This window comes from Rhizobium sp. ZX09 (genome assembly GCF_017357485.1).
Taxonomy (GTDB): Bacteria; Pseudomonadota; Alphaproteobacteria; order Rhizobiales; family Rhizobiaceae; genus Agrobacterium; species Agrobacterium pusense.
This window is the reverse complement of sequence record NZ_CP031365.1, coordinates 125,617-152,188: the sequence shown is the minus strand read 5'-3', so window position 1 is coordinate 152,188 and position 26,572 is coordinate 125,617. Positions and strand designations below refer to the sequence as shown.

General features: G+C 60.0%; 24 protein-coding genes and 2 pseudogenes. 18 read left to right on the top strand and 8 right to left on the bottom strand.

Going from position 1 to position 26,572, the window contains the following annotated elements:
* Positions 1-242 precede the first annotated feature (242 nt).
* A complete protein-coding gene (locus tag BTN45_RS25260; RefSeq protein ID WP_112828944.1) occupies positions 243-713 on the top strand; it encodes a DUF305 domain-containing protein in 471 nt (156 codons plus the stop codon).
* A 90-nt stretch (positions 714-803) separates the two neighbouring features.
* Here the strand turns inward: BTN45_RS25260 and BTN45_RS25255 are convergent, their stop codons facing one another.
* Complete coding sequence (locus BTN45_RS25255; protein WP_207591908.1) at positions 804-1,517, bottom strand: IS6 family transposase; 714 nt, start codon at positions 1,515-1,517, stop codon at positions 804-806.
* Between the two features lie 52 nt (positions 1,518-1,569).
* Here BTN45_RS25255 and BTN45_RS25250 point away from each other — a divergent pair.
* Both BTN45_RS25250 and tcmP read left to right on the top strand, forming a co-directional pair.
* Positions 1,570-2,118, top strand: a pseudogene (locus BTN45_RS25250) (phage Gp37/Gp68 family protein); the annotation flags it as partial.
* Between the two features lie 22 nt (positions 2,119-2,140).
* Positions 2,141-2,731: pseudogene (tcmP, locus tag BTN45_RS25245) on the top strand (three-Cys-motif partner protein TcmP); the annotation flags it as partial.
* Between the two features lie 153 nt (positions 2,732-2,884).
* On the opposite strand, the gene BTN45_RS25240 reads toward tcmP, so the two are convergent.
* Positions 2,885-3,160: a metal-sensitive transcriptional regulator gene (locus tag BTN45_RS25240; RefSeq protein WP_097136800.1), complete on the bottom strand. Its 276-nt coding sequence runs from the start codon at positions 3,158-3,160 to the stop codon at positions 2,885-2,887.
* A gap of 254 nt (positions 3,161-3,414) precedes the next feature.
* Here BTN45_RS25240 and BTN45_RS25235 point away from each other — a divergent pair, with 254 nt between their 5' ends.
* Together BTN45_RS25235 and BTN45_RS25230 are read left to right on the top strand one after the other, a co-directional pair.
* A complete protein-coding gene (locus BTN45_RS25235; RefSeq protein WP_207591907.1) occupies positions 3,415-4,074 on the top strand; it encodes an isoprenylcysteine carboxylmethyltransferase family protein in 660 nt (219 codons plus the stop codon).
* A gap of 77 nt (positions 4,075-4,151) precedes the next feature.
* Positions 4,152-5,192 (top strand): type II glyceraldehyde-3-phosphate dehydrogenase, encoded by a 1,041-nt coding sequence (locus BTN45_RS25230; RefSeq protein WP_080843337.1) that lies wholly within the window; start codon positions 4,152-4,154, stop codon positions 5,190-5,192.
* Positions 5,193-5,223: 31 nt separating this feature from the next.
* Here the strand turns inward: BTN45_RS25230 and cueR are convergent, their stop codons facing one another.
* Positions 5,224-5,673 (bottom strand): Cu(I)-responsive transcriptional regulator, encoded by a 450-nt coding sequence (gene cueR, locus BTN45_RS25225; protein WP_080843336.1) that lies wholly within the window; start codon positions 5,671-5,673, stop codon positions 5,224-5,226.
* A 54-nt stretch (positions 5,674-5,727) separates the two neighbouring features.
* A complete protein-coding gene (locus BTN45_RS25220; protein WP_142174936.1) occupies positions 5,728-8,232 on the bottom strand; it encodes a heavy metal translocating P-type ATPase in 2,505 nt (834 codons plus the stop codon).
* 161 nt (positions 8,233-8,393) lie between these two features.
* Between BTN45_RS25220 and BTN45_RS25215 the strand changes: the two genes are divergently transcribed.
* Both BTN45_RS25215 and BTN45_RS25210 read left to right on the top strand, forming a co-directional pair.
* Positions 8,394-8,588 carry a heavy-metal-associated domain-containing protein gene (locus BTN45_RS25215; protein ID WP_080843334.1) on the top strand — a complete coding sequence of 65 codons (195 nt, stop codon included), beginning with the start codon at positions 8,394-8,396 and terminating at the stop codon, positions 8,586-8,588.
* A 13-nt stretch (positions 8,589-8,601) separates the two neighbouring features.
* The gene (locus tag BTN45_RS25210) at positions 8,602-9,009 is read left to right on the top strand and encodes a DUF305 domain-containing protein (protein ID WP_112828959.1); all 408 of its coding nucleotides are present in this window, start codon (positions 8,602-8,604) and stop codon (positions 9,007-9,009) included.
* Positions 9,010-9,079: 70 nt separating this feature from the next.
* On the opposite strand, the gene BTN45_RS25205 is transcribed toward BTN45_RS25210, so the two are convergent.
* Entirely contained in the window at positions 9,080-10,012 is a 933-nt protein-coding gene (locus BTN45_RS25205) for a LysR family transcriptional regulator (protein WP_207591906.1), read from the bottom strand.
* A 243-nt stretch (positions 10,013-10,255) separates the two neighbouring features.
* Positions 10,256-10,510, bottom strand: a complete 255-nt coding sequence (locus BTN45_RS25200; protein ID WP_080843331.1) for a DUF2933 domain-containing protein — start codon at positions 10,508-10,510, stop codon at positions 10,256-10,258.
* A 961-nt stretch (positions 10,511-11,471) separates the two neighbouring features.
* On the opposite strand from BTN45_RS25200, the gene BTN45_RS25195 reads away from it, so the two are divergent.
* Positions 11,472-11,801, top strand: coding sequence for a hypothetical protein (locus BTN45_RS25195; protein WP_142174938.1), 330 nt, complete (start codon positions 11,472-11,474; stop codon positions 11,799-11,801).
* 184 nt (positions 11,802-11,985) lie between these two features.
* Entirely contained in the window at positions 11,986-12,918 is a 933-nt protein-coding gene (locus BTN45_RS25190) for a Crp/Fnr family transcriptional regulator (RefSeq protein ID WP_225246838.1), read from the top strand.
* A gap of 195 nt (positions 12,919-13,113) precedes the next feature.
* Here BTN45_RS25190 and BTN45_RS25185 read toward each other — a convergent pair whose 3' ends face one another.
* Both BTN45_RS25185 and BTN45_RS25180 read right to left on the bottom strand, forming a co-directional pair.
* On the bottom strand, positions 13,114-14,148 hold the full coding sequence (locus BTN45_RS25185) for a 2Fe-2S iron-sulfur cluster-binding protein (protein ID WP_207591904.1): 1,035 nt from the start codon (positions 14,146-14,148) through the stop codon (positions 13,114-13,116).
* A gap of 11 nt (positions 14,149-14,159) precedes the next feature.
* Positions 14,160-14,426, bottom strand: coding sequence for a glutaredoxin family protein (locus BTN45_RS25180; RefSeq protein WP_080843328.1), 267 nt, complete (start codon positions 14,424-14,426; stop codon positions 14,160-14,162).
* Between the two features lie 143 nt (positions 14,427-14,569).
* Between BTN45_RS25180 and BTN45_RS25175 the strand changes: the two genes are divergently transcribed.
* From BTN45_RS25175 to BTN45_RS25135, 9 genes are all read left to right on the top strand, one after another.
* On the top strand, positions 14,570-14,779 hold the full coding sequence (locus BTN45_RS25175) for a heavy-metal-associated domain-containing protein (RefSeq protein ID WP_080843327.1): 210 nt from the start codon (positions 14,570-14,572) through the stop codon (positions 14,777-14,779).
* 388 nt (positions 14,780-15,167) lie between these two features.
* Entirely contained in the window at positions 15,168-17,120 is a 1,953-nt protein-coding gene (locus BTN45_RS25170; RefSeq protein ID WP_246751773.1) for a heavy metal translocating P-type ATPase, read from the top strand.
* Between the two features lie 5 nt (positions 17,121-17,125).
* Positions 17,126-18,148 (top strand): ribose-phosphate pyrophosphokinase, encoded by a 1,023-nt coding sequence (locus BTN45_RS25165; protein WP_115672701.1) that lies wholly within the window; start codon positions 17,126-17,128, stop codon positions 18,146-18,148.
* Positions 18,149-18,199: 51 nt separating this feature from the next.
* Positions 18,200-20,569 carry a xylulose 5-phosphate 3-epimerase gene (locus tag BTN45_RS25160; protein ID WP_207591902.1) on the top strand — a complete coding sequence of 790 codons (2,370 nt, stop codon included), beginning with the start codon at positions 18,200-18,202 and terminating at the stop codon, positions 20,567-20,569.
* A gap of 7 nt (positions 20,570-20,576) precedes the next feature.
* Positions 20,577-21,935 carry an MBL fold metallo-hydrolase gene (locus BTN45_RS25155; RefSeq protein WP_112828973.1) on the top strand — a complete coding sequence of 453 codons (1,359 nt, stop codon included), beginning with the start codon at positions 20,577-20,579 and terminating at the stop codon, positions 21,933-21,935.
* Positions 21,932-23,464, top strand: coding sequence for a thymidine phosphorylase family protein (locus tag BTN45_RS25150; RefSeq protein WP_207591900.1), 1,533 nt, complete (start codon positions 21,932-21,934; stop codon positions 23,462-23,464). The genes BTN45_RS25155 and BTN45_RS25150 overlap by 4 nt, the downstream gene beginning before the upstream one ends.
* The gene (locus BTN45_RS25145; RefSeq protein WP_052114352.1) at positions 23,461-23,985 is read left to right on the top strand and encodes a cytochrome b/b6 domain-containing protein; all 525 of its coding nucleotides are present in this window, start codon (positions 23,461-23,463) and stop codon (positions 23,983-23,985) included. Before BTN45_RS25150 ends, BTN45_RS25145 begins: the two co-directional genes overlap by 4 nt.
* Positions 23,986-24,955: 970 nt before the next feature.
* Positions 24,956-26,095: a cytochrome D1 domain-containing protein gene (locus tag BTN45_RS25140; RefSeq protein WP_225246839.1), complete on the top strand. Its 1,140-nt coding sequence runs from the start codon at positions 24,956-24,958 to the stop codon at positions 26,093-26,095.
* A 70-nt stretch (positions 26,096-26,165) separates the two neighbouring features.
* The gene (locus tag BTN45_RS25135; RefSeq protein ID WP_115672697.1) at positions 26,166-26,567 is read left to right on the top strand and encodes a hypothetical protein; all 402 of its coding nucleotides are present in this window, start codon (positions 26,166-26,168) and stop codon (positions 26,565-26,567) included.
* Positions 26,568-26,572 lie beyond the last annotated feature (5 nt).

The window sequence follows — 26,572 nt, the reverse complement described above, 5'->3', positions numbered from 1 at the left end:
CCTTTATTGCAGTCTTGCTATTCCTCTTTTTCGGGCTCATTCTGGTAATTCGTACATTATCTATGCACTAATCGAATGGGGTATCCGCCCGTACCATTACAATTCCTATTCATCGGCCGCCTCTCATGCCACCAAGAACCTGCCTCTTAACCTGATGATCGACTTTTTTTTCTTGCAGCAGGAACCTTCCCCCATGGGAGAGTTGTTTCTCAGGTATCGTGTCGTATCCAAGAGGTTGATGAATGTCCTACAAGCGATTCTTTGCAATGATCACCGTCTCGACGGTGGTCATGTTTGGCCTGATGTATCTTAACACATTCTCTGCAGACCACCTATTTTTCAGCGAAACAAGGTCGTTTGCGGCTCTCTACATGGGAGCAAGCATGGCGGTCATCATGTTGTTATTCATGCTCGGAATGTATAGTAATCGGCGCGCCAACATAGCAATTTTCGCCGTAAGCGCCGTGGTTTTTGCGGGGTCGCTGTACCTCCTTCGCAGCCAGGTGACGGTTGACGATGTGGATTACATGAAGGCGATGATACCACACCACTCCATCGCAATCTTGACTTCTGACCGAGCAAAGATTGTGGATCCAAGAGTCCGAAAACTTGCCGACGGCATCATTGAGGCTCAAAAGCGAGAAATTGCTGAGATGAAGGCTCTTATCCAAGAGCTTGAAGGCGGCCCGGGGGCTGCGCCGAACGTCGACTGACCAGTGCCGTTTAGCTGCCCGACGAATAAGCTCCAGGGGTGGCGTCGCCTTAACCGAGTTTGGGATGCGGTAGTCTCTTCGACCTGAACTTCACGCATCAATCGACAAAGCGATTTCCCGCCAGGTCGAGATGGCGTGAGTGCGAAGCTGGCGATGGTCTGCGGCGGTCAAGTCTTTGCGGTGAAGAAGGAAGAGATTGGCGATCTGGCCGTGAGTGGAGACGAAACGCTGACATTGCCGCGCGGACTTGAAGCGCATCATGCGCCGCTCTCGTCGTCGCACAGCAAGATGGGAATTTTCAGCCTGGTTGTTCAATCCCTTGTGCGAGCGATGTTCGACCTTCGGCATCAAATCCGCCTTCGCAGCCGAATAGGAACGCAGCTTGTCGGTCAGCATCTCGCGCGGGGCGATACCTTGACCCTTGAGCAGTTTGCGCATCAGACGCAAGGCTGCTGCCTTGTTCCTTCGGCTTTGCAAGAGGGCGTCGAGAACGTAGCCGTTGGCATCGACGGCGCGCCACAGCCAGTATTTCTTTCCCTTGATCGTCACCACCATCTCATCGAGCTGCCACTTGTCGGCAAACTGGCCTCGTGAGCGGCGTCGGAGCTGATTGGCGAACTTCAAGCCAAATTTCGCCGCCCATTCCGAGACGGTCTGGAATGAGACGTTGATGCCGCGCTCGGCCAACAGATCTTCGACGTCGCGTAAACTGAGCGGAAATCGGAAATACAGCCAGACCGCATGGGTGATGATCTCGGCAGGAAAGCGGTGGCGTCTGAAGTGGGCGGCAGGGAATTCGGTCATGACAATCCGAATATCAAGTCGGCTAAAACAGGCGGTTAAGGCGACGCCACCCCCGCGCAAGATCTTCGTCAATTCCATGAGCGATCTGTTCCACGAACAGGTCAGCGACGACTTCATTCTCGATGTATGGCAAATCATGCGCGAGACGCCGCACCACAACTATCAGATACTCACGAAACGGCCAGAGAGAATGGCCGATCTGGTGGCCAGCAAGATAGGCGAGGTTCTGCCCAACGTGTGGCTTGGGACCAGCATCGAAAACGCTGCTGTAGCCGAACGGATCGAGCATCTGCGGAAAGCGCCTGCTGCGATCCGCTTCATATCATTCGAGCCTCTGATCGACGCCGTCGGCACCATCGACCTCAGTGAAATCCATTGGGCAATCGTGGGCGGTGAAAGTGGGAAATCCGCTCGTCCCATCCGTGAAGAATGGATCGATGAAATCTACACCAATTGCCAAACGGCAGGGACGGCGTTCTTCTTCAAGCAGTGGGGTACATGGGGCAAGGACAACAAAAAGCGGTCAAAAAAGGCAAACGGACGCGAGTATCGAGGCCGAACTTGGGATGAGATGCCGATAGCGCCTCAGCCGGCCGCATAAGAACAGGGGACTTGGGGGCGAAATGACGAGGAAACAGTACGAAGGGCCGGATGGCGCAAAACTTGAAGACCACTCCAAACGCAAGCATAAGATCCTGCGTGAATACGTCTTCGACTATCTGACTGTTCGCTGCAAGCTTCCCCAGCGCGAACGCTTTCGGCTTGCTATCGTCGACGGTTTCGCAGGCGGTGGCCGCTACCAATGCGGCTCCCCTGGCTCGCCGTTGATCTTCATCGAAGAATTGAAGCGCGCAGTGGAAGCAGTAAACACTCATCGCACGGTGCAGGGCCTGGGCATGATTGAGGTCGAATGCCTGCTGATCTTCAACGACGCCAGCCTTGATGCCGTCGAGCTTCTGAAGGGGCATGTCGCGCCGATGCAGGCTGACATCGCCGCAACGTGCCCGAGGCTGCATCTGCGCGTCGAATACCTCAACGAGTTCTTTGAAGTCGCCTATCCCCGGATCAAGGGCCTTCTTGAACAGGGCCGATATAAAAATGTCCTGTTTAATCTCGACCAGTGCGGTGACAGTCACGTCAATCGCGAAACGATTATTGACATCATGCGCTCGTATGCATCGGCGGAGATTTTCTACACCTTCATGATCAGCTCTTTGTTGGCCTTCCTCAAGAAGGACCAGCCGGACCAGCTAACGAAGCGGCTTGATTACCTTGGTATCAAGGGCACCGACATCACGTCCCGGAACGACGTTGTCATGCGATATGGCCCGGCGTGCTTACTCCGAACCCGTACATCGCTTGCACGCCTAGAGCTTGGCCTTCGCGAAAACGTCGACCAATTCATCAAACTTTCGTCGCTGAACCTCCGCATTGCCCGAGATGATCGCTTCTTCAACGCAACAAGCCGCATGGGCCTTCAGCACTTGAGTTTCGACCTTCGAGAGAGCGGCTTTTACTGCATGAAGCTGATGAAGGATTTCGATGCAATAACGCTCATCCTCCACCATCTGACCGACGCCGCGGACCTGTCCGGCAATTCGGTTAAGAGAGGTCAGAATACTGCTCCTGTCTTTGTCGCACATGCCAATACCCCTACATGGTATGGGTACTGAACTCTCGAAACGCTGGTCGGTTCCGAAGGGCGTGCAACTTCTGTCTCGAACTCTTGACCACCAGCAGCGCGTGCCCACGCATACGAGATCACGGACGGGAGCTTTGGGGCCGAGCCAGAACTTAATCCACATCAAAGATTCACGGTGCTCGGCAGCGCATGCTGGGATCAACAGCAAATCGCCTGGACGCCACATCTATACGCATCACCCCCGGAGACTGCACCATGGATAGCGAGGTTCCTGCATACGGCCTTTGGTCATTGGTAATTCTCAACTCAGCGGTCTTCATTTTCTTCGCATTTTCATTCTTCAAACCCTCGACAACCCGCGATTGGCGATCGTTCGGGGCCTTTAGCGCCTTCATCGTCGCGCTATTCGCCGAGATGTACGGGTTTCCCTTGACGATATTTCTCATCTCGGGCTGGCTGCAGTCGCGCTATCCCGGCATCGATTGGTTCTCGCACGATGCCGGGCATCTTCTGGAAGAACTTTTTGGCTGGCGCTCCAATCCACATTTCGGACCGTTCCACATAGCGAGCTTTGTCTTCATCGGCGGGGGATTCGTTCTCATCTCGGCCGCCTGGAAGGTGCTGTATGAAGCTCAGCGCACTCGGATACTTGCCACGAGCGGGCCATATGCTTGGATTCGTCATCCGCAGTACGCCGGCTTCGTGCTCGTCCTGTTCGGCTTTCTCCTGCAATGGCCCACACTGCTGACCCTGGGAATGTTTCCTTTCCTGGTCGTCATGTACTGGCGCCTCGCTCGTTTTGAGGAGCGGCAGGCAATTGCGGAGCATGGCGGCGAATATGAGCGGTACATGCGGGATGTCCCCGGCTTCATCCCTCGCTTTCTTGGCCCGCCGGCCGATAAAGCACGCCCCTAATTGCCGGCCTGACCTATCCACCTTCCGCCATTGCTGAAGGACGCGACGGCGCTAGATCACGAAAAAGGTAGAGCAAAATGACACATAGAACTTCTGTTCGCGTCGCGGTGAACGGTTTCGGCGTTATTGGCAAACGTGTCGTGGACGCGGTGCTTCGACAAGAGGACATGGAGCTCGCAGGTGTGTGCGATGTCGTCGGCGACTGGCGTTTGCGAACCCTCAGCCAAAAGGACGTCACCCTGTACGGTGCCTCGGAAGAAGCTGTTCTCAGCCTGAAGGACGCGGGGTTTGAGGTTTCTGGCACGCTCGATCATCTCCTTGACAAAGCCGACATCGTTGTCGATTGCACTCCGAAGCACGTCGCCGCAGCAAACGTCGAGCGTTACAAATCTCGCCGCATCAAGTTCATTGTCCATGGCGGCGAAAAGCATTCGGTCACAGGCCATTCCTTTGTCGCCGAAAGCTCCTTCGCCAGTGCGGTCGGACGTGATGCGACCCGCGTCGTGTCGTGCAACACCACGTCTATCGTCCGAACGCTGACCGCTCTGAAGCAGGCAGGTCTGCTGAAGCGCGCTCGCGGCACCTTGCTGAGACGGGCAACGGACCCTTGGGAAAGCCACCTTGGCGGCATAATGAATACGCTCGTTCCCGAGCCCGAGATACCTAGCCATCAGGGTCCAGATGCCCAGAAAGTCGACCCGGATCTGGATGTCGTGACCATGGCCGTGAAGGTGCCGGAGACAATTGCACATCTGCACTACTGGTCGGTGCAGCTCACGCGAAATGCGGAGAAGGAGGAAGTCCTTGACGCATTCCGCGCGTCGTCCCGGATAGCTCTGGTACGAACGGCCGACGGCCTCACCGCTATCAACACGATCAAGGAACTGATGGCTGACCTCCATAGGCCGTTCGGCAACCTATATGAAGTCGCGCTATGGGAGGACATGCTGCGCACCGAGCGGGATGAGCTCTTCTACGCCTACATGGTGGACAATCAAGCGATCGTTATTCCTGATACGATCGACGCCATTCGCGCATTGTCTGGCCTGACACAGAATGCCGAGTTTTCCATTGCACGGACCAACACCGCCCTCGGCGTCAGGCAACGGTTCTATTAACCCGCAAGCGAGTGCCGCCCAAAAGCGGCACTCATTCGGAAATGCCAGCGACTGCGCCTTTGCGCGGTCTAATCGACACATCCTCGTCCTCCTCATCGGTCTCCAGGCGCATAAGAATTGGACAGTGAGGGCGATGGTCGCCACGGCAGGCGTTAACCAACATCTTCAGTGTTTGTGCCATTTCCTGCAGGGCTTGGATCTTTCTCTCAAGTTCCGCGATATGACCCTCGGCCAACCGCTTGACCTCCGCACTCTGGCGCGACTCGTCCCGCCACAGTTCCAGAAGTCCGTTGATCTCAGCGACGGAGAAGCCAAGGTCGCGTGCGCGACGGATGAAACGCAGCATATGCACGTCTGTATCTGAGTAGTCCCGATAGCCGGACCCTGTACGATCTGCCCGTGGTATCAAGCCGGTCTGCTCGTAGTAGCGGATCATCTTGGCCGAAACGCCGGATGCTCTGGATGCTTGTCCAATGTTCATGAGCGATTTCCCTTCGTAGTGGACACCGTCCTTGGCAGGCGGCGTCACCCTTTATTAATGAGCAGCCCGAAAGCGACGAAGCCGCAGGGCATTGCCCAGCACGAACACACTCGACAAGGCCATCGCGCCCGCCGCGAACACGGGCGAGAGAAGGATACCGAATCCGGGGAAAAGCGCGCCCGCCGCCACAGGGATGAGCGCCGTATTGTAAGCGAATGCCCAGAATAGGTTCTGTCGAATGTTGCCGATTGTCGCCTTCGACAACGCTATCGCGTTGGGCACGCCTTGCAGGCTGCCTGACATCAGTACGACGTCGGCGGCTTCGATTGCTATGTCCGTGCCCGTCCCAATGGCGAGACCTACATCCGCCTCCGCCAAGGCCGGGGCGTCGTTGATTCCGTCGCCGACGAAGGCCACCTTGCCATATTGTTCCTTGAGACGGCGAACCGCATCAACCTTGCCGTCCGGCAACACCTCCGCCGCCACGTCATCGATCCCGAGTTGAGCGGCGATGGCCTTGGCGGTGCGCATGTTGTCCCCGGTGATCATCGCAACCTTCAGGCCAAGACCGTGCAACGCCTTGATTGCGGCGGGCGTGGTCTCCTTGATCGGGTCGGCCACTGCGATGATCGCCGCGATCTTTCCCTCTATCGCAGCATAGAGCGGCGACTTACCCTCGTTACCGAGACGTTCGGCCGTCTCGCTAAACTGCGCAACGTCATGACCGAGCTCGACCATGTATCGATCAGCGCCGATTTCGACGCGCCGACCCTCGACCAAAGCTTTCACACCGAAGCCTGTTACCGATTCAAAGTCAGACACCGCCGGCATCCGAACGCCTTCCGCAGCGGCCGCATCCACGATCGCCCGCGCGATTGGATGTTCCGATTTCGCCTCGACAGCAGCCACCGTACCCAGAACCTCGGGTCGGTCGAAGCCTGCGGCAAGTTCCAGATCGGTCAAGGCCGGCTTTCCTTCGGTTAGCGTACCCGTCTTGTCCACGGCGACCACACTGGCGTCTTTCAGCAACTGGAGCGCCTCGCCTTTGCGAAAGAGGACCCCCAGCTCCGCACCGCGACCTGTGCCGACCATAATGGACGTCGGCGTAGCCAGACCCATGGCGCAGGGGCAGGCGATGATCAGGACGGCGACAGCGTTGACCAGCGCGAAGGTGAGGGCGGGCGACGGCCCGAAATACAGCCAGGAAGCAAAAGTGAACGCCGCTACCACAAAGACCGCTGGCACAAACCACATGGTTACCTTGTCGACCAGCGCCTGGATGGGAAGTTTGGAACCCTGTGCCTCCTCCACCATACGGATGATCTGCGACAGAACCGTATCCCCGCCGACCGCCGTCGCCCGGAAAGCGAAGGCGCCCTTCTGGTTGACAGTGCCGCCCACGACCACGCTACCGATCGCCTTCGAGACCGGAACAGGTTCTCCGGTAATCATCGACTCATCGACATAGCTATCACCTTCGACCACTTCACCATCGACGGGAATGCGTTCGCCGGGGCGAACCTCAACGATGTCGTCGGAAGTCACCGAACCGATCGGCAAGTCGACCGTCTTGCCATCCCTGCGAACCCGCGCAGTCTTTGCCTGAAGGCCGACCAGCCGCTTGATCGCCTCGGACGTGCGCCCTTTGGCACGGGCTTCCAGCAAGCGGCCAAGCAGGATGAGAGTGACTATGACTGCCGCAGCTTCGAAATAAACGTTGATCGTTCCAGGCGGGAGGAAGCCCGGTGCGAAGGTTGCAACCAAGGAGTAGCCGTAGGCAGCAAGCGAACCGACCGCCACCAGTGAATTCATGTCGGGCGCCATCCGCCAGAGGGCTGGAATTCCCTTGTCATAGAAGCGAATGCCCGGAACGAAGAGCACGAGGGTCGTCAGCACGAACTGGATGTACCAGCTCCACTGCATGCCGATTGTCGATTCGATCAATGCACGACCGCCTGGGATGACATGGGATCCCATTTCCATGAGAAAGACTGGAGCTGTAAGCACCGCAGCCATCGTGAAATCACGGGCCAGTTCGCGCCGCTCCGCTTCCTTTCTCTCCGCTTGCTCGGCATTTGCATCCTCGTGGTCAGGGCCGGCATTTGCGCGCACTACCTCGGCTTCGTAGCCAGCATCTGCGATGGCGGCGATCAACTCAGCCGTGTTGGCGCCGCCGCGCACCGTGGCCCGTTCCGTGGCCAGATTGACCACTGCCTCGGTAACCCCTGAAACAGCCTTCAAGGCGCGCTCGACCCGCCCGACACACGACGCGCATGTCATGCCTTGGATCGACAGCTCTACGAGGCCGGTCGGCCCTGCGGCTTGGGACGGTACCGAATAGCCGACCTTCTCGATCGCCTCGATCAGAATTGCCTTGTCAACATATGATCTGGTGGTGACATTCGCGCGTTCCGTAGCCAGATTGACCGATGCGGCCTCGACACCGGGAACAGCCTTCAGGGCTCGTTCGACTCGGCCAACGCACGACGCGCAGGTCATGCCCTCTATCGGCAGCGATATAGCTTCAGACATCTCATTGGTGCGGACGGGGGCATTCATCGCCTCTTCCTTTCTTATTCGAAGAATCAAATTCTGGAGGAGGATCAGGCTTCCAACGATAGGAAGGTCAATAGAATAAATCCTTGCATGTGACCCTTGACCTTACCATCGTTGGAAGGCCCATCTTGTTCAGCATGAGAGCCGAACAAAGGAGATTTCTCATGCTGCTCAAGATCGAAAACATGACCTGCGGCGGCTGCGCCAAGTCGGTGACAAAGGCGATCCAGTCCGTCGACCCGAACGCTACGGTCAAGCCGGACCCCGCCGCTCGCACGGTCAAGGTCGAGACGGCGGCGACCATCGCCGATATCGAACGCGTTCTGGAAGAAGCCGGCTATCCTGCGGCCGCGACCTGATGAGGATGAAACGATGAACAGGCTAACCCCGATTTTCATAGGTGGCGCAATCGCCATCAGCGTGGGCCTGGCACTTGCTCAAACCCAGATGGATAACAATGGCGCTATGCAGGGACACAATATGCCCGGCATGAACATGCAGGGCATGGACATGTCCGCCGCGGACGAACTCTCGACCAAGGCTTACATGGCCGTCATGGAAAGCATGCAGAAGAACATGGTGATGGACTATTCAGGCGATGCCGATGTTGACTTCATGCGCGGCATGATTCCCCATCATCAGGGCGCTATCGACATGGCAAAGGTCGTTCTCGAGTACGGTCGCGACCCTGAGGTCCGCAAGCTCGCAGAAGACGTGATCAAAGCCCAGGAAGGCGAGATCGCGATGATGAAGAAATGGCTCGCCGATCGTGGCAAGTAACGCCTGTCGGGCGGCTTCTTGAGCCGCCCGACCAATCCCTGCATCTTACACAGGCTCGGGAGAGGGCGCGCTATTCCGCGTTTGACCCTGTCGAGCCCGGAGACCACGACGTTGCCATAGAACGCGCCATGCTAAGCAACCTTCGGAAGGCCGGGTTGTCATTACGTGGAGACCATACGCCGCTAAATGGCAAGATTTCCCCGAGAATTGCCCGATAGCACACGCCGGGGAACTGAGCCGCAGTCATCGCCTCGCTAACGACCGTCAATCCGCGGCCCAGAGCCACGAGTGGGAGCAGGTTCTCTCGTCCGACAAAATGGACGGTAATCTCGGGGTGCTGCCCCAGACCAGCCAAGCGCTGAACCAGGTAGTCATGAATTTCTCGGCCGGGCGCCACGTCATTCACGATGAAAGTTTCATCAACGAGGTCGGTCCAATCTACCTCGTCGCGCGCGGCTAACGAGTGATCCTCCGGTAGAACCGCAAAGACGCGCTCAGACCAAAAGTACGAGGTGTCGCAATCAGACCAGAGGCGGGTGCCGGTAAGGAAGGCGACGTCAAGAGAAAACTGGCGAATCGCCGCCACATGCTCTGAAGGATTGCCATCGATGAGTTCAACCTGAACCCTCGGATGCGCGCGATGATATGCACGCAATAGTTCTGCGAGAAACCCCGAGGCAATCGATGAGAATATTCCGATCCTCACGAAGCCGCTTTCAGAACGCCCTATGGCAGCAATATCTTCGGCTCCGTCGTCAACGTTTTTGAGAATTTGTCTTGCCCGTCCAAGGAACCGTTGCCCTGCATGGGTCAGCGAGATCCCCCAGGTGTGCCGGTGAAACAGCGAGGCGCCGAATTGATCCTCAAGGTCAGCAATACATCGACTGACCGCTGATTGCGATAGCCCGATGGCCGCCCCAGCTTTGCGGAAGCTGCCATGCTCGGCCACGACCACAAAGGTGTTAAGGTGACGCAGCTCTATTGCAGGTGGTCGCCTAGCCATGTCAGCAGCCTCCTACGAGGCGCGAGGCCGTTTAATTCAGGAGATGCCAAATCCAACGGCTCGCGCCACTGTTCGGGTCCAAGCTGTCTGATACCCGCGTCGATCACCGTCGCCCCTCGTTCGCTCGTATCCGTGCAACGACGAGTCGCGCAGCGAGTAAAGGGTTTCGGATCTGGCATGTCGCGATTCGAAGTGCCGTTGGTCATGCTGCGCTCTCGCTATCTGAAGCTGATTCATTGGAGGTCAGCGGCTATCTTGGTCGGCACGCCTTTCGTGATGATTATGTCCATGTGCGCCATGCTTCCGATGCATGAAGATATGGAGTACCGGACAAGCCAGAATGAGAAGCCAAGGCAACCAGCCCAGAGTGTGAGCACGATGCTCCGTGATGAGGTAAAAGGCGGCGATTGCGAGAAAGCCATAGAAGGCGACGCTGCTCGCTGTAAGCTTGGATCGTTGAGCGTTACCGCCCGTTTGCCTATCAGAGTTCTGGTCCATATTGCTCCTCCAGTATCGCGCGTGGCCTCGGCAGGTGCATGTGTGCCGCGACACCGCCTGTAAGCCGACCGCGAGGCAACTGCTGTTGAGATAGCAATGGCCGTCTGGGGGAGTCTTTAATCTCGATTAAGGTGTCGGGAACGACGAGGCTACCCTGCGCGGTTCGCCAAAAGGCCAACCTGGACGGATCCGGTTCGACTTCTCGCACATCAATGTGGAGGGCTTCGGTGGCCAGAGGAGCTACGCCATCACTGCTTTGATCGGGAACGGACACGCCGCTCCCCGTCGACACAATTCGGCGCGCTATTGAGGAGAGCTTGGCAGATCCCTTGTGGCCCATGGACTAGGCATGTGGCAGCGCCTCGAATCCGCAAACCAGATCGTCGACCGGACACGAGCAGGAACCGATCCTCACATCTACTCCGCATAGCACGAGCCGATCGCGGTCCGCGTCTGCGATGAAGCCGCACACGAGTCTAGTTGCGCTGCTGATCGCGATCATCGCGCATGTCGCCTCACTGGTGCGGTCGGCATTCGGCATATAGTCGCGGCAGCGAGTGACCGGATCGACCAGCAGGATTCCGTCGCATTTTGCGAAGAATGGGCTCAGCATCGTCCGTCGTCGAGTGCGAGCGACGAGAACCGCAACCCAGGTCTTCCGATCTGCCCGCAACAGCGCCATCGATGACATGCGTGACCCGCTGGAACAAGTTTCTGGATGTGACGAAATCATCACCTTGCGCGCCGCACTTTAACCTCGATCAAGCACATCGACCCTCGTCCCGGCGGGTTGGTCGCGTTCCCGACACGAATTGACACCCTGCCGCGAACCTCCGCCCTGGACCTTGATCTGAATCAATTTGAGGTGGCTGTACATATAGTATGTGTTCCGGATCGGGGTATTCGCTCTATGTTGAAAGGGCGAGCCGTTCGATTGCGGAATCGAGGAATGCTCAGGTATTTGGCAGCACTGATGGTCTGCATGCTCGTTCTGGCGATCCAGGCCGGGCCAGCCATGGCGCATAACGGTGATTTCACGCCGTCCGGCACCGAAATCCGGCTTGCGAACGCCGAGTTCAGGGCCTCTGCAGCGGCCCAGGAAGACTGCCCGACCGACGCCAGTTGCTGCAAAGCCATCTGCGCTCCGTGCTTTGCACCGCTATGCACTTACCAAGGCGGACTCACCATCATCGGTTCCTGGACCACCAAATCATTTGCGCCAAGGCAAACCTGCCTGCGGTCGTTCATTCTTGGCCGCGACCCTCCCGTACCCCGAAATCAAATCCTCTAGGCGGCGTTCCGCGGCTAAAACCCTGTCGCCAGATTGGATCAACACTCTGGTTCCTGGAGATTTGTCGTGTTCGCGCCCACCTGATCCCCGGCGCAAAGCTGCGTCGGCGCACAGGTCCTCACGTCAGGATTGATTGCCTGTTCGGATAGCCACCGAGACGGGCTCCGCGCCCCGGAGGTGCAACATGAACTTGGATCGCTCTTTTTTCTCCCCCGAGCCCGCCCGATCATTTCAAAGCGCCAATTTGGCCATGATCAACGGCGCTTGGAGCAGCTTGCTGCCAAACAACCCCCCAGCAGACGGCGCTTCAAACGCCGAAAATGCCATTGTTCCTCAATCATCGAAGGCTTTGACGCTCTCAAGTCACGGCACCCATACGTCTGCTTCGCTTGGCGCCGTGTCTCCTCCGATCGATGCAAACCGCCTCATTCGGGGGTTCAGGACCGGCGACCGAAAATTCGACGCAGGCAACGAAATCCTCGGTATTGGGTCCACTACCGGTTCTTTGTTCAACCTTCTTGACGGTTGGATAGCGGTATATTCCTTGCTTCCCGATGGCCGGCGACAGATCGTGCATTTCGCATTGCCAGGCGCAGTGCTGGGGGTGCTCTCGTCCGGTCACATGCCCTCAAACGTCGGCGCGCAGGCCCTGACGGACGTAGTCGTTTCCGTCGTTCCGATGTCCGTTCTGAAATCGCGCCTGCGGGAAGACCCGGAAATCGGCTTGAGACTCGCGCAATCTGTAGCGCGCGAACGCGATCTTGCCTTCGATCACCTGACGAGTATCGGGCGTCGCTCGGCACGCGAGCGCGTCGCCCATCTCCTGCTGGAGCTGTTCACGCGATATCGGGCGCAATGGCCCGGCAACCGCATCGAAGAGATGGCGCTTCCCCTAACTCAAGAACAGATCGGCGATGCGACGGGCCTGACATTCGTTCATGTCAACCGTGTCCTCAGTTCCCTGCGGAAGGAGGGAATCGTTCAATTTCAATACCGGCGTCTTCGAATCCTCAATCCGGATAAGTTGATCGAGGTCGCGGGAGTGGATGTGGAGATCGCGAAGGCGTGGCTCGATCAAAACTCTTCGCGATCAGATGATCGAAGGCGGACCACATAGGCCGGTCCGCCATGCGACAGCCGGATGCGCGTTATCGCGGTGACCAATCCCGACCGACAGGTGAATACTGGAGCAAGGGCCGATGGTCCGGCATTGGTTACCGCCTGAAGGCGGGCGTCTTCCGCTCGATCTCATGCGCACAAGCCGCCGGTCCGCCGGAAATCGTCTGTAGCGATCCCGAACGCCGGTCGTTCTTCACCCTGCCGCAGCGCTTGCGAGCGGCTCATCGGGCGTGAAGAATACGTCGGCGTGCATATCCTCGACGCGGAGCCTCCGGTTGGTGGCAACCACCATGACGGCCTCCACCATCGGTGGCGGCCCGGCGATATATGCCTTCCAGCCGTCGAGATCTGGCAGATCCTTTGCGACCACAGCATCGACATAACCGGCTCGCAAAGCCGTGCCCGACGCCTGGTCGGACAGAACAGGGGTAAATGCCAGATTTCCGTGGATGGACGCGAGACCCTCAAAGTGGTCGACGAGATACAGATCGTTTTCCGTCCGCACCCCGAAATAGACGTGAATGGGTTGTCTCATCCCCCGTGCCAGCGCGGTTTCAACGATCGACTTGATCGGGGCGAGGCCCGATCCGCCCGCCACACAGAGAATTGGGCCGGCATGCTTCTCGCGCAGAAAGGACGAGCCGAAAGGCCCCTCGACCATGACCGGGTCCCCGAGATCGAGCACTGGATGAATGAGGTTAGAGGCCACGCCATCCGGCACGCGACGAATGTGAAATTCCAGCTCGTCGGCGCCCGGCGGGTTCGCCATCGAATAATCTCGTGTCGGCGTGGCCGGAAATGTCACGCGCGCGAACTGGCCGGCCGTAAAGGAGGCAGGCCGACCGTCTTTCGGGCGAACCCGGACAATTTTGATATCGTGGGTGACATCCTCAATGCCAACAACGCTACACTGGAGGCGTCGACGTGGATGGTCGGCCAGCTCGTCCGCACCACCCAGCCATGTAACGGTGGCGTCGGTTTTGGGGATTGCCCGGCAGGCGAGTATCAGCCCCTCAGCTTTCTCCTCGACGGAGAGCGCGAAACGCGAATGCTCCCGAAGGTCGACCTCGCCGGAGTTGAGGCGGGATTTACATGACCCGCAGCGTCCGGATCGGCAGCCGTGCGGATAGGCGAAGCCGCTTGCAAGCGCGGCCTCGAGTATCGTCTGGCCTAGCGCGACTTCGATGCTGGCTCCAGCCTGCGGCAGGTCCACTCGTTTGCTGTTCATGACCATATCACTCATGCGGGCGTCGACAAGTCGAGGGCGGCCATGAGGCCGGGCTTCTGGCTCGCAAACGTCCCGTAGAAGATCTGCGACCCGACGATGGTTATCGGTGCGACCCGCACCCCGGTTCGCGCTTTCGCTTCCTCCATCACTGATGGATCGGTCAGATCGCGCTCCTGGAACGTGATGTCTTGTTCTTTGAGCCAGGTCTTGAGCGCCCGGCAGTCCGGGCAAGTGGGTGTCGTATAGATGATGACGCTGTTTGTGCTGGAATGCTTCATCTGTCGTCTCCTTTCGATTTGACAGTTCTTCATCCAGCTTGCGGTTTCCAACGATGGCAGGGTCAAGAAGATTTATTAAGGGTTGACCTTACCATCGTTGGAAGCCCCAATCTCCTTGGACGCGAACAACAGAGGAGGTCCCTATGCTTCGCTTCCAGGTCCCGAACATGACATGCGGCGGCTGCGCAAAATCAGTGACCAAGGCGCTTTTGAGCGTCGACGGGATGGCCCGGATCGAGACTGATCCTGACAAACGCGAGGTCCTGATCGAGACGAGCGCCGACAGGGCAGCCCTTGTCGCCGTTCTCGAAGAAGCAGGTTACCCGGCAGACACTCCTGAATCATCGGGGTGAGAGGCGTTTCGCCACAGCGCCCTGTTTCCGAACAAGCGGGAAGAACGGTCGGCGGCGCGGCCCCATCGCCTCAGCCGAGCCGCAAGAACTTAATCTGGATCAAAGATTCGGAACGTCGGACCGAAGACCTTTGCACCGAAGATTCTGCCCTGCCGAGAACTGGCCAGTGTCACGGAACAAGAATGGCCTGCATTCCGAGTTATCGCCAATGGCCAGTGAAGGACAACATCGAATGAGCTCATCGCATAGCCAACACGGCAACCACCACGCACATCATCGGACGGCTGCCAACGGTCCGCACCACGACCACGCGGCCGCAAGCATCGTCTCGGCAGCCGGCTCAACCCATGCCGAACATACCGGGCACGGCGGACACGATCATGCGGAGATGGTCGCCGACTTTCGCCGCCGCTTCTGGGTTTCGCTCATTCTCACGCCGCCCGTCCTGCTTCTGTCTCCGATGATCCGCCATTGGCTCGGCCTGACCGAGCTATTGTCGTTTCCGGGCGACGGTCTCGTGCTCTTCGTCCTCTCGACCATCGCCTACGTCTATGGCGGCTGGCCGTTCCTGACCGGCTTCACCTCGGAGCTGCGCAAGGGCCAGCCCGGCATGATGACGCTGATCGCGCTCGCGATCTCGGCCGCCTATTTCTTCTCGGCGGCGGTCACCTTCGGGTTCCCCGGCGAAGCCTTCTATTGGGAATTGGTGACGCTCATCGCCATCATGCTGCTCGGCCACTGGGTGGAGATGCGTTCCGTCATGGGGGCTTCCCGCGCGCTGGAGGAACTGGTGCGCCTGCTTCCAGACAGCGCGACGCGGATCGATGCGGACGGCTCGACGCATGAAGTAGCGATCTCCGCCCTCCAGCCCGGCGACCGCGTCATCGTCCGGCCGGGCGCGAAGGTGCCGGTCGATGGCGAGATCATCGAGGGATCGTCCGCCTTCAACGAGGCGATGCTGACAGGCGAATCGCGGCCTGTTTCCAAGACCGTCGGCGCGCCAGCCATCGGCGGGGCGATCAACGGCGCCAATGCCGTGACGATCAAGGTGACGGCGACAGGGGACGCGACCTATCTGTCTCAGGTCATCGACCTCGTAAAGAAGGCGCAGGCGACCCGTTCCAAGACCCAGGACCTCGCCAACCGGGCAGCCGCCTGGCTCACCTATATCGCCCTCGTCGTCGGCTTCGGGACGCTTTTCGTCTGGTGGATCGTTCTCGGATCGCCCCTGGAGTTCGCCCTGGAGCGCATGGTGACGGTCATGGTCGTGGCCTGCCCGCATGCACTCGGCCTCGCCGTGCCCCTGGTGGTGGCCGTCAGCACATCGCTGAGCGCGAGCAACGGTCTGTTGATCCGCGACCGGGCCGCTTTCGAGCGCGCGCGCAATCTTGATGCAACGGTTTTCGACAAGACAGGGACGCTGACGGAAGGACGTTTCGGCGTCAGCGATATTGTCCTTCTGTCCGCTGGCGACGAAAGCCAGGAATTGGCGTTCGCCGCCGCAGCGGAGAGTCAGTCGGAACACCCAATTGCACATGGCATCGTCGCTGAAGCCAAGAAGCGCGGCATCGCGATCCCCAAGGCCACCGAGGTCAGCAATATCACCGGCGAAGGCATTACCGCCAAGGTTGACGGCGAGGAGCTTCGGATCGTCAGCCCCGGCCATCTCGCTCGGCAAGGCAGCCCGATCGATCATCCGAAGCTCAAGGAGCTGGAAGCAGACGGCAAGACGGTGGTTGTACTTGTCCGCGATGGCGCGCCGCGCGCGCTCTTCGCGCTTGCCGACATCGTGCGTAGCGAATCGAGAGAAGCCATCGCCGAACTGAATCGCCTTGGCATAAAGTCGGTGATGCTGACGGGCGATGCGACGGGCGTTGCGGAATCGGTATCCAGGGAACTCGGCATCTCCGAATATTTCGCCGAGGTGCTTCCCGATCAGAAGTCGGACAAGATCAAGGAATTGCAATCGCGTGGCCTTTCGGTGGCGATGGTGGGCGATGGCGTCAACGATGCGCCAGCTCTTGTCCAGGCCGATCTCGGCGTCGCCATCGGCGCTGGTACGGATGTCGCCGTGGAATCCGCCGATGTGGTCCTCGTCAAAAGCGATCCGCGCGATGTGGCGGCCATTCTCGGTCTCTCGCGCGCGACCTACCGTAAGATGGTCCAGAATCTGATCTGGGCGACTGCCTACAATACCGTGGCGATCCCCATGGCCGCCGGCATCACCTTCGGGACCGGCTTCCTGATGACGCCGGCCGTAGCTGCGGTCTTCATGTCGGCCAGCACCATCATCGTCGCCATCAACGCGCAGTTCCTGCGCCGCTACCGCAGGAACGGATGACCCACATGGATACGACGAACCACGCTTCGAGCCATGTGATCCTTCCCCTTCCGGGAAACGACGCCTTTGCCCAGCGCCTCGCCAGCGAGGGCGGTTGGCCGCTCGGCAACCTCGAAACCCGGAATTTCCCCGACGGCGAAAGCTATCTCCGCATCCTGTGCGACGTGACCGACAAAGCGGTCATTTTGGTCAGCACCCTGTCTCACCCCGATGAAGGCTTTCTGCGGCTGGTCTTCGCCGCCGACGCCGTACGATCACTGGGCGCCAGAGAGGTAACGCTGATCGCCCCGTACCTCGCCTATATGCGGCAAGATCGGCGCTTTCGACCGGGCGAGGCGGTCACGTCCCGCACATTCGCAAGACTCGTATCGGCAACCTTCGATCGCCTGATTACCGTCGACCCGCACTTGCATCGCCATCCAACACTTTCGGCGATCTATTCCATTCCGACAGCGACGCTTCATGCGGCCCCGCTCCTTGCCGACTGGATAGGGTCGGAGGTCAAGGCCTCACTGCTTATCGGCCCTGATGAGGAAAGCGAGCAGTGGGTCTCGGCCATCGCGAAGCGCATCGATGCGCCACATGCGGTCCTGAGGAAAGTCCGACACGGCGATCGCGACGTCGAAATCGAACTTCCCGATCTCTCCGCCTGGCACGATCGTCAGCCTGTACTCGTGGATGACATCGCCTCATCAGGCCATACTCTTATCGAAGCGGCGAGGAAGTTGCGACTGCAAGGTCTGGCTCCGCCTGACGTCGCTGTCGTGCATGGCATCTTCGCGGGCGATTCGTATCAACAGCTTGCCCCGCTCTGCGGTCGCATCGTTTCGACCGACTCCGTTGTCCACGCCAGCAACCGTATTGAGCTTGCGCCGCTTATTGCCGCGCATCTCCGGACGGACACGGCGGCAGGGTCGGATCAGATCCGCCACCGCCGTCCTCCGGAGCCGCTCGATGCGGTGGAGCGCGCGGGCATCGACTCATTCCCCGCCAGCGATCCACCGCCATGGTTGGGGGGACATCGGTAGCGCTGTCGATAGATCGCACTCAACAAGCAGTCAAAAAAGGATCCCGAAAGCATGGCCGCAGCGACTCCCGAACTCTTCAAGGCATGGCGCGACGGCTATGGCCAGATCCGACATAGCGACGAAACCATCGAGCGCATTCAAACGCTGGCCATGTCGGGACGGATCGAACCTGATCGGCTCTACCGACTGCTCGCAGCGGCCGACCGCCTGACCTCGGCTGCCATGTGGACCATCGTCCACATGACCTATGCGAGGCGTGTCGATTTGTCCGGCGCTCCTCTGCCAGCCGACGCCTTCAAAACCGTTCCGGAGGGCCATACCGGCGGTTCGCTCAACATGGCCCCGGCTTTCGTCGGCTATCTGGTTGCCAACGCGATTTCGGCAACAACCCGATCGTGGCTTATGGGTCAGGGGCATTGCGTGGCGGCGATCGATGCAGTCAACGCGCTGACAGGCGACGTTTCGCAAGCTCAGCTCGGGCGCTATGATCGCAGCGAGAAAGGGCTGTCTCAACTCGCAGCCGATTTCTACTCCTACGCTATCGACGCGAGCGGCCGGCCGGGCGTGCCGATCGGCAGCCACGCCGGCCCAACCACCGCCGGTGCGATCTCGGAGGGCGGCTATCTCGGGTTCTCGGAAGTGCAGTACGTCCATGCGCCACTGACAGGCGAAAGCCTCGTCGCCTTTCTCAGCGATGGCGCGTTTGAGGAACAGCGCGGATCGGACTGGACGCCGCGCTGGTGGCGCTCGGAGGATTCCGGCTTCGTTGTTCCAGTGATGATCATGAACGGCCGCCGTATCGAGGAACGCGTCCAGATCGCGCAGCAAGGCGGGGCAGATTGGTTTGCCGATCATCTCAGCCTCAACGGATTCGCGCCGATGAGGATCGATGGCCGGGACCCCGCCGCCTTCGCTTGGGCCATCCTCTCAGCGGAAGAGCAGCTCACGCGCTTCGCGACCGATCCCAGCCGCCGCTATCCCGCACCCATTCCCTATGTCATCGCCGAGACTGTCAAAGGATTCGGCTTCCCCGGAGCGGGCACAAATGCCGCGCACAATCTTCCTCTGACGGGCAACCCGTCGCGAGACGAAGAGGCGCGTCAAGCCTTCAACGACGCTGCAAGGGCTCTATTCGTGCCGCCGGGCGACATTGATGACGCCGTGTCCGAGATTGCCATTTATGAGAGGCAGGGCCGCGTTCCCGAAAGCAAGCATCCTCTGGCATCCCGTAATCCCGCAGCGCCGCACCTGCCCGAACCTGACTGGTCCCAGGAAGGTTACCCCTCCGACTGCGCCATGCATGCAATAGATCGCTGGTTTGTCCGGGTCGTCGATGCCAATCCCGGCCTTCGTCCGCGGGTCGGCAATCCCGATGAACTCCGCTCGAACCATATGGGCGCAACGCTCGACAGGCTTCGCCACCGCGTAAACCAGTCGGAGCCTGGCGTTGCCGATGCCGTCGACGGCGCGGTTATCACGGCCCTGAATGAGGAAGCCGTGGCCGGTGCGGCGCTCGCCAACAAGGGCGGCATCAATCTGATTGTCAGTTACGAAGCCTTCGCGATGAAGATGCTAGGCGGCCTGCGCCAGGAGATCATCTTCTCCCGCCACCAACGGGAAGCGGGCAAAACGCCGGGCTGGATCTCCGTGCCGCTCGTCGTCACATCGCACACCTGGGAGAACGCAAAGAACGAACAGTCACACCAGGATCCGACGATTGGCGAGGCCCTGTTGGGCGAGATGTCGGATACGTCCCGCGTGCTGTTTCCCGTCGATGCGAACAGCGCTGCCGCGGCGCTGCGGTCGGTCTATCGCGGGCGCGGCCAAGTAGCTTGCCTTATCGTGTCCAAGCGCGACATGCCTCACCGTCTCGACGCCGAGGCGGCCGAGCGCTTCGTCAACATAGGTGCGGCTCATATCGACGGCGACCCGGATGGAGCGGCACTCCAGCTCGTCACGATCGGCGCCTATCAACTCGAAGAAGCTCTCAAGGCCGCCCACCGGCTGAAAGCGCATGGTCGACGGGTCGTCGTCACGGCGATTTCGGAGCCTGGACGCTTTCGGGCGCCGCGCGATCCGCTCGAGGCCGAATTCACAGCGCGCGATGACCAGCTTGCAAGCCTTTTCCCACCCGATCTGCCCCGCCTTATCGTCACTCACACCCGCCCAGAACCGATGGTCGGCCTGCTTCGACGGCTAGACGGCGGCCCGAAACGGACCGCGGCGCATGGATATATCAGTCGTGGCGGCACGCTGGATGTTTCCGGCATGCTTTTCGCCAACCGCTGCTCATGGGCGCACCTTGTCGACGCATCCGCACGGCTCTCGGACTGGTCGCGCGATGAACTGCTCACCCTGGCCGAACGCAACGCAATCGATGGATGTGGCGCTCCTGCCGATCTGTCCAAAGCACAAGATTGAGGGCAACATGCTGACACTAACTTCGCTTGGCGGTGCGGGAACCGTCACCGGCTCGAAACATCTCCTCACCAATGGCGACAAGCGCATCCTGATCGATTGCGGCCTGTTCCAGGGCCTGAAGAACCTGCGCGAACTCAACTGGGCAGCACTTCCGGTTACGCCATCGAGCATCGACGCCGTCGTCCTGACGCATGCCCACCTCGACCATTCCGGCTATTTGCCCAAGCTCGTTCGAGATGGCTTCCGCGGCCGAATCTACTCTACCGAGGCGACGCGCGACGTTGCCGAGCTGATCCTGAAGGACAGCGGCCACCTCCAGGAAAAGGATGCCGAATACGCCAATCGAAAGGGCTTTTCGAAGCACAAGCCTGCGCTTGCGCTCTACGGCATCCGCGACGCCGAGCACTCCCTCGAATTCTTCTCGCCCGAACCTTTCGACAAGCCCATTCACCTTCCAGGCAATGCGACACTGACCTTCCGCCATGCCGGGCATGTCTTGGGCGCGGCTATCGCGGAAATCGAATGGGCAGGGCGTCGAGTCGCTTTCTCGGGCGATCTCGGCCGCTACGATGACCCCGTTCTTCCCGACCCCACGGCTGTCGAAAACGCCGACTACGTCGTAATCGAGTCGACCTACGGAAATCGCATCCACGATCAGGTCGATCCCACAGAGGCTTTGGGAAGCGTCATTGAGCGCACGACCGCCAGGGGCGGAACCGTTGTGATCCCCGCCTTCGCGGTTGGGCGAGCCCAATCACTTCTCTACCATCTCTGGAAGCTGAGAATGAATGGCCGTCTCGGAAAGATTCCCATCTATCTCGACAGCCCCATGGCGATCGACGCAACGGATTTGCTGCATGCGCATCGTTCCGATCACCGGCTGAGCCCGCAGGAATGCTATGCGATTTGCTCGATCGCCACCTACACGCGCGACGTTGAGGGTTCCAAGGCGATCACCGCAAGCGCCTACCCGAAGATCGTTATTTCGGCGAGCGGCATGGCCACCGGTGGACGGGTCCTGCACCATCTCAAGGCGTTTGCCCCCGACAGCCGCAACACCATTCTCTTCTCGGGTTTTCAGGCAGCCGGAACGCGGGGCCGCGCTATGATGCAGGGCTCCCGCGAGATCAAAATCCATGGCCAGTGGATCCCGGTTCGGGCAGAGGTCGCGGACCTGTCCATGCTGTCGGCGCATGCCGACGCAAACGAGCTGATGCGCTGGCTGTCCGGCTTCCGTCGGCCGCCGTCCCGCGTGTTCATCGTGCATGGTGAAGACGATGCCTCCGAAGCGCTGCGCGTGCGGATCGACCGCGAGCTTGGATGGAACGCAGTCGTCTCACGCCAGAATCAGGCTTTCGACCTATGACGATCAACAACGTCGAACCCGAGGTTCCTTCTCAGCCGACGCTACGCGTGCGGCGCCTGCGGCTGCACACTCAGCACCAGGCCGTGGTGGTGATGCGCACCGATTGCCATGTCTGCCGCTCGGAGGGTCTGTCCGCGCGCACCCAGGTCCTCGTCTCGATCGGCGCGAGACAGGTACAGGCAATGCTCTTTCAGGTCGAAGGAGATGCATTGCTCGCTCAGGATAAAGTCGGTCTTTCTGAAACAGCCTGGCAGATCCTCGGCGTTAGCGAGAGTGACAATGTGACGGTGACCCATCCTCCGGCCGTGGAGTCTCTGACGAGCGTGCGCCGTCGCATATATGGCAATCGCCTCGACGCGCACGCCTTTGCCGAAATCGTGAGCGACGTGGTCGCAGGCCGCTATACCGAGGTCCATCTCGCCGCCTTTCTGACCGCCAGTGCCGCGCTTCCTCTCGACGAGAGCGAGACTGTTGACCTCACGCGCGCCATGGTCGATGTCGGCGACCGGATGAGCTGGAATGCTCCGATCGTTGTGGACAAGCACTGTGTCGGCGGGTTGCCGGGCAATCGAACCACGCCGATCGTCGTCGCGATCGTGGCCGCCAATGGCCTTGTCATGCCGAAGACGTCTTCGCGCGCGATTACCTCGCCAGCCGGCACCGCCGACACAATGGAAACGCTTGCCCCTGTCGACCTCAGCATCGAAACCCTTCGACGCGTCGTGGAAGCAGAAGGCGGATGCATCGCCTGGGGCGGGGCGGTGCATCTCAGCCCCGCCGACGACATTTTCGTCCGGATCGAACGCGAACTCGACGTGGATACCGAGGGACAGCTTGTCGCTTCCGTCCTTTCAAAAAAAATCGCCGCTGGCTCGACGCATGTGGTTATCGACATCCCGGTTGGGGCAACCGCCAAGGTGCGCAGCGAAGCGGCCGCCGATCAGCTCGCCAGTCGCCTCAGCGCCGTCGCTGCCCGTTTCGATCTGGCCCTGACCTGCGTCCAGACCGACGGTTCGCAACCCGTCGGGCGCGGCATCGGCCCAGGTCTAGAAGCCTTCGACGTCCTGGCGGTTCTTCAAAACGCGCCGGATGCGCCGGACGATCTGCGACGCCGCGCGATCCTGTTGGCGGGCGCCGCGCTTGAGATCGGTGGAAAGGCCGCAAAGGGGAAAGGTGAAGCGCTTGCGTTGGCGACCTTGGTCGACGGTCGTGCCTGGTCGAAGTTCATGGCGATCTGCGAGGCGCAAGGCGGACTTCGTGAGCCACCGAAGGCCGCACAGGTTCATCCGTTGATCGCGTCGCGCGCCGGCCGCGTCGTCCATATCAACAATCGCAAAATCGCCCGACTCGCCAAGCTCGCCGGAGCGCCGGAGTCGAAGGCGGCAGGCGTCCAAATGGCCGTCCGCCTCGGCGACGAGATCGCCAGCGGCCAGCCGCTTTTGCACGTTCACGCCGAGACGGCTGGTGAACTTGGCTACGCACTGGACTATGCCGCGCATGCAGGCGACCTTTTCGAGGTCGAAAGTTGACGTGGCGGCTGTCCATTTGGATACGCCGGCACCGTTCGGCCGGCGCATTCTCGATCTACCAGCGCTTGATGCACTGGATGGTCCTTATCCTGTGTATCATCCAGGTCCCCACGGCCTGGGCGATCCAACGCACGCACATGGCGCACCTTTTCTTGAAACCTAAACCCTTCGACCTTTTCCTGCATCAGGTTCACGCCTGGAGCGGATGGCTGATTATGGCGCTGGCGCTCAGTCAACTTATTCTGCGCTTCACATATGGCCGACCACCTCCGATCCAGGGCATGTCGGTGCTTGAGCGCATGATCGCAGGGGTCACTCATGCGGTGCTCTACGGCCTATTGCTCGCACTGCCGATCACAGGCACGATCGCTATGTACGTGACGTTCCGCATCGCTTCCCTGCACAGCCTGCTGAGCTGGATGCTTCTGGTCGTTGCGACCACTCACGCCCTCGCTGCTCTGTGGCATCACTTCTGGCGTCGCGACGACGTGCTGCGGCGAATGATCAGGAACACGAAATAGCGCGCCGGACAGTCAGCCCACGGGTAAATTCTATCTAGTCGAGCGCGCTTCTCCGCGCGAGCAGCACACTCATTTGCGGAGATTGGCGCGCAGGTCGTTTCGGTGAGCGGCCTCGCAAGCATTGATCCCTACGTGTTTGATGCAGCGCAAAGTGATCATTCTGGATCTGCGCTAGATTTGCCCCCAGTTTCTACATTCAAGCAAACCGAAGGATGAGCCGTGGTGGCCGCCGGCGTGACAATGGTCAAGGCGTTCAGAAGGTCGCATAATTGTGCGACCGCCTTGCGGCGCGGGTTTATCCTTTTCCTCGCCATCGCGTTCGGGCTTACGGCGTTTCTCACAGATGGCGGGCATCAAGCGCGTGCTGCTTCAAGGGAGGGCATCCCGGCGCTCATGACTCAAGCTGGGGATTGTGCCGACCTCCTTGTGCGCATGCCCTGCGACAACGATACCCAACGCGGCGCCGAGCACCCGTGCGACAGCGGTCACTGCCTGTCGAGCCTCGGGTGCTTCCTCTGCGCTCCGCTGAACACGGCCTGGAGCTGGCGCACGTTGAACGGCGAGACAGTCTCGCCGGCTGCATCGCCCGTGCCCTCATCCGCGGAGTTGCGTCGTCAGAAGCGACCTCCGCGATCCATCTTGGTCATCTGAGCACCTTCGGCCTGTTCTGTCCGTGTGCTCCAGCCGACCCGAGGACTGGCACAATGCCTTAGTCTTCCGACCGTGCGCGTCCCAGGCCGCCCAACGATACGGCCGAGGAGACGAGCCGTTCTGCGTGACGCCGACGTGACATAGCCTCCAATCGTCGGCTGCCGGCGAGCCAGAAAGGGCCATGCACGGACCTTGCCGAAATCGGTAGGCAGCGGCACGCGAGGAAGTCTTCGGTATCCGCACGCCGGGCCACTTTTCAAACTCACCTCAAGATGTGCTCGAGCAGCCCGCAAGGCTGCGAGCCGAGGAGCTGAATACCATGTTAAAGACCCACTCGACCCGTTCGATTTCCATCACCGCGGCAGTCCTGACAGCAACCGCGATTCGCAGACGTGCGGCCATGCTGGCCTTCGCGACGGCATCGGCCCTGGTGCTTGCTATTCCGTTCGCCGCCACCGTCCGAGCGGAGCCTGCTGCAACCGGCTTCGTCTATACGGCCGATGAATTTGGCAACACCGTTAGCCGCATCGACCTTACCACGGAAAAGATCGACATCGTTCCGGTCCCGATCACGCCCCACAACGTGCAGTTCGTATCGGGAAAAGATTTGGTGCTGGCGGTGGGCCTGCCGGTCGCCGGCAAAGCTGAAGACGCTCATGCGTCCAATGGGGCTGGCCATGGCGGCGACGGACATGGTGATGCCGCTGTCGCAGGCCAATTGATCGTCCTCGACGCGGCCGATATTTCCTCCGGCGTGAAGGCGTCGATCCCCGTGGGTGGGCATCCTGCGCATGTGATCGCAGACGCGCAAGGCAATCGCGCCTACGTCTCGAATTCCGAAGACGACAGCTTGTCGGTCGTTGATCTTGCCAAGGGCGAGGTCGTCGCCACGGTCGGCACCGGCGACTACCCCCACGGCCTGCGGATGAGCCCGGATGGAAGCGCCATCTATGTCGCGAATGTCCAGGACGGTACTGTTTCGGTTATCGACACAACGGCGCTTTCGGAAGTTGCCAGGATCAAGGTAGGCGTTGCGCCCGTCCAGGTCGGCTTCACACCTGACGGAAAGCGGGTCTATGTCTCGCTGCGCGATGAAAACAAGGTCGCCGTTATCGACACGCAGTCGCGCGAGGTGATCGCACGCATCAATGTCGGCCGTTCGCCCATCCAGGTTTACGCCACGCCTGATGGCCGGCTGGTTTACGTCGCGAACCAGGGAACCGAAACGGAGCCGGATGAGACGGTCTCGGTTATCGATGTCGTAGGCGGGAATGTCGTGAAGACCATCCAGACGGACAAGGGCGCTCACGGCGTGACGGTCGTTGCCGACGGAGCCTTTGTCTTCGTCACCAACATCGTGGCCGGGACCGTTTCCCAGATCGACGTCGGCAGCCAGTCCGTGGTCAAGACATATGCTGTCGGCAAGGGACCGAACGGCGTCACCTATCAGGCGCAGTGATGCAACGTCGGGGCGGCGCTTCGCCGCCCCGCACGACCTAAGCCTCAAACCTATGAGCAGGACGGCCGGCATGCAGGCTTCATCAATGGACAAAGGGTCGGCGAGGCTCTATTCTTTGCCCATGCTTCGCGCGTTGCTTATCATTGTTACAACCATCTCGCTTGCCGCTGCTTCTTTTGCCGTTCAAGCACACGAGACCCGCATGTCCGGGATGTTGGAACGCGCCGCGCTGACGCAGCACATGGAGCAAGCCTCTTCTTCGATGGCCGCTTGCAGCGAAGGGAAATCCTGCAAAGCAGATGCCGGATTGTGCGCCTTCGCCTGCGCCGGAATATCGGCCTGGCTTCCGGTTGTGCGTACTTCGGCAAAGCAAATCAGCTCGCGGCAAAAATATCCCTTCCCGCCGGATGCCGTCTTCGTTGCGGCAGCTCCCGGCCGGAATGATCGCCCTCCTATATCGCGCCTCCTCTGAGCCTG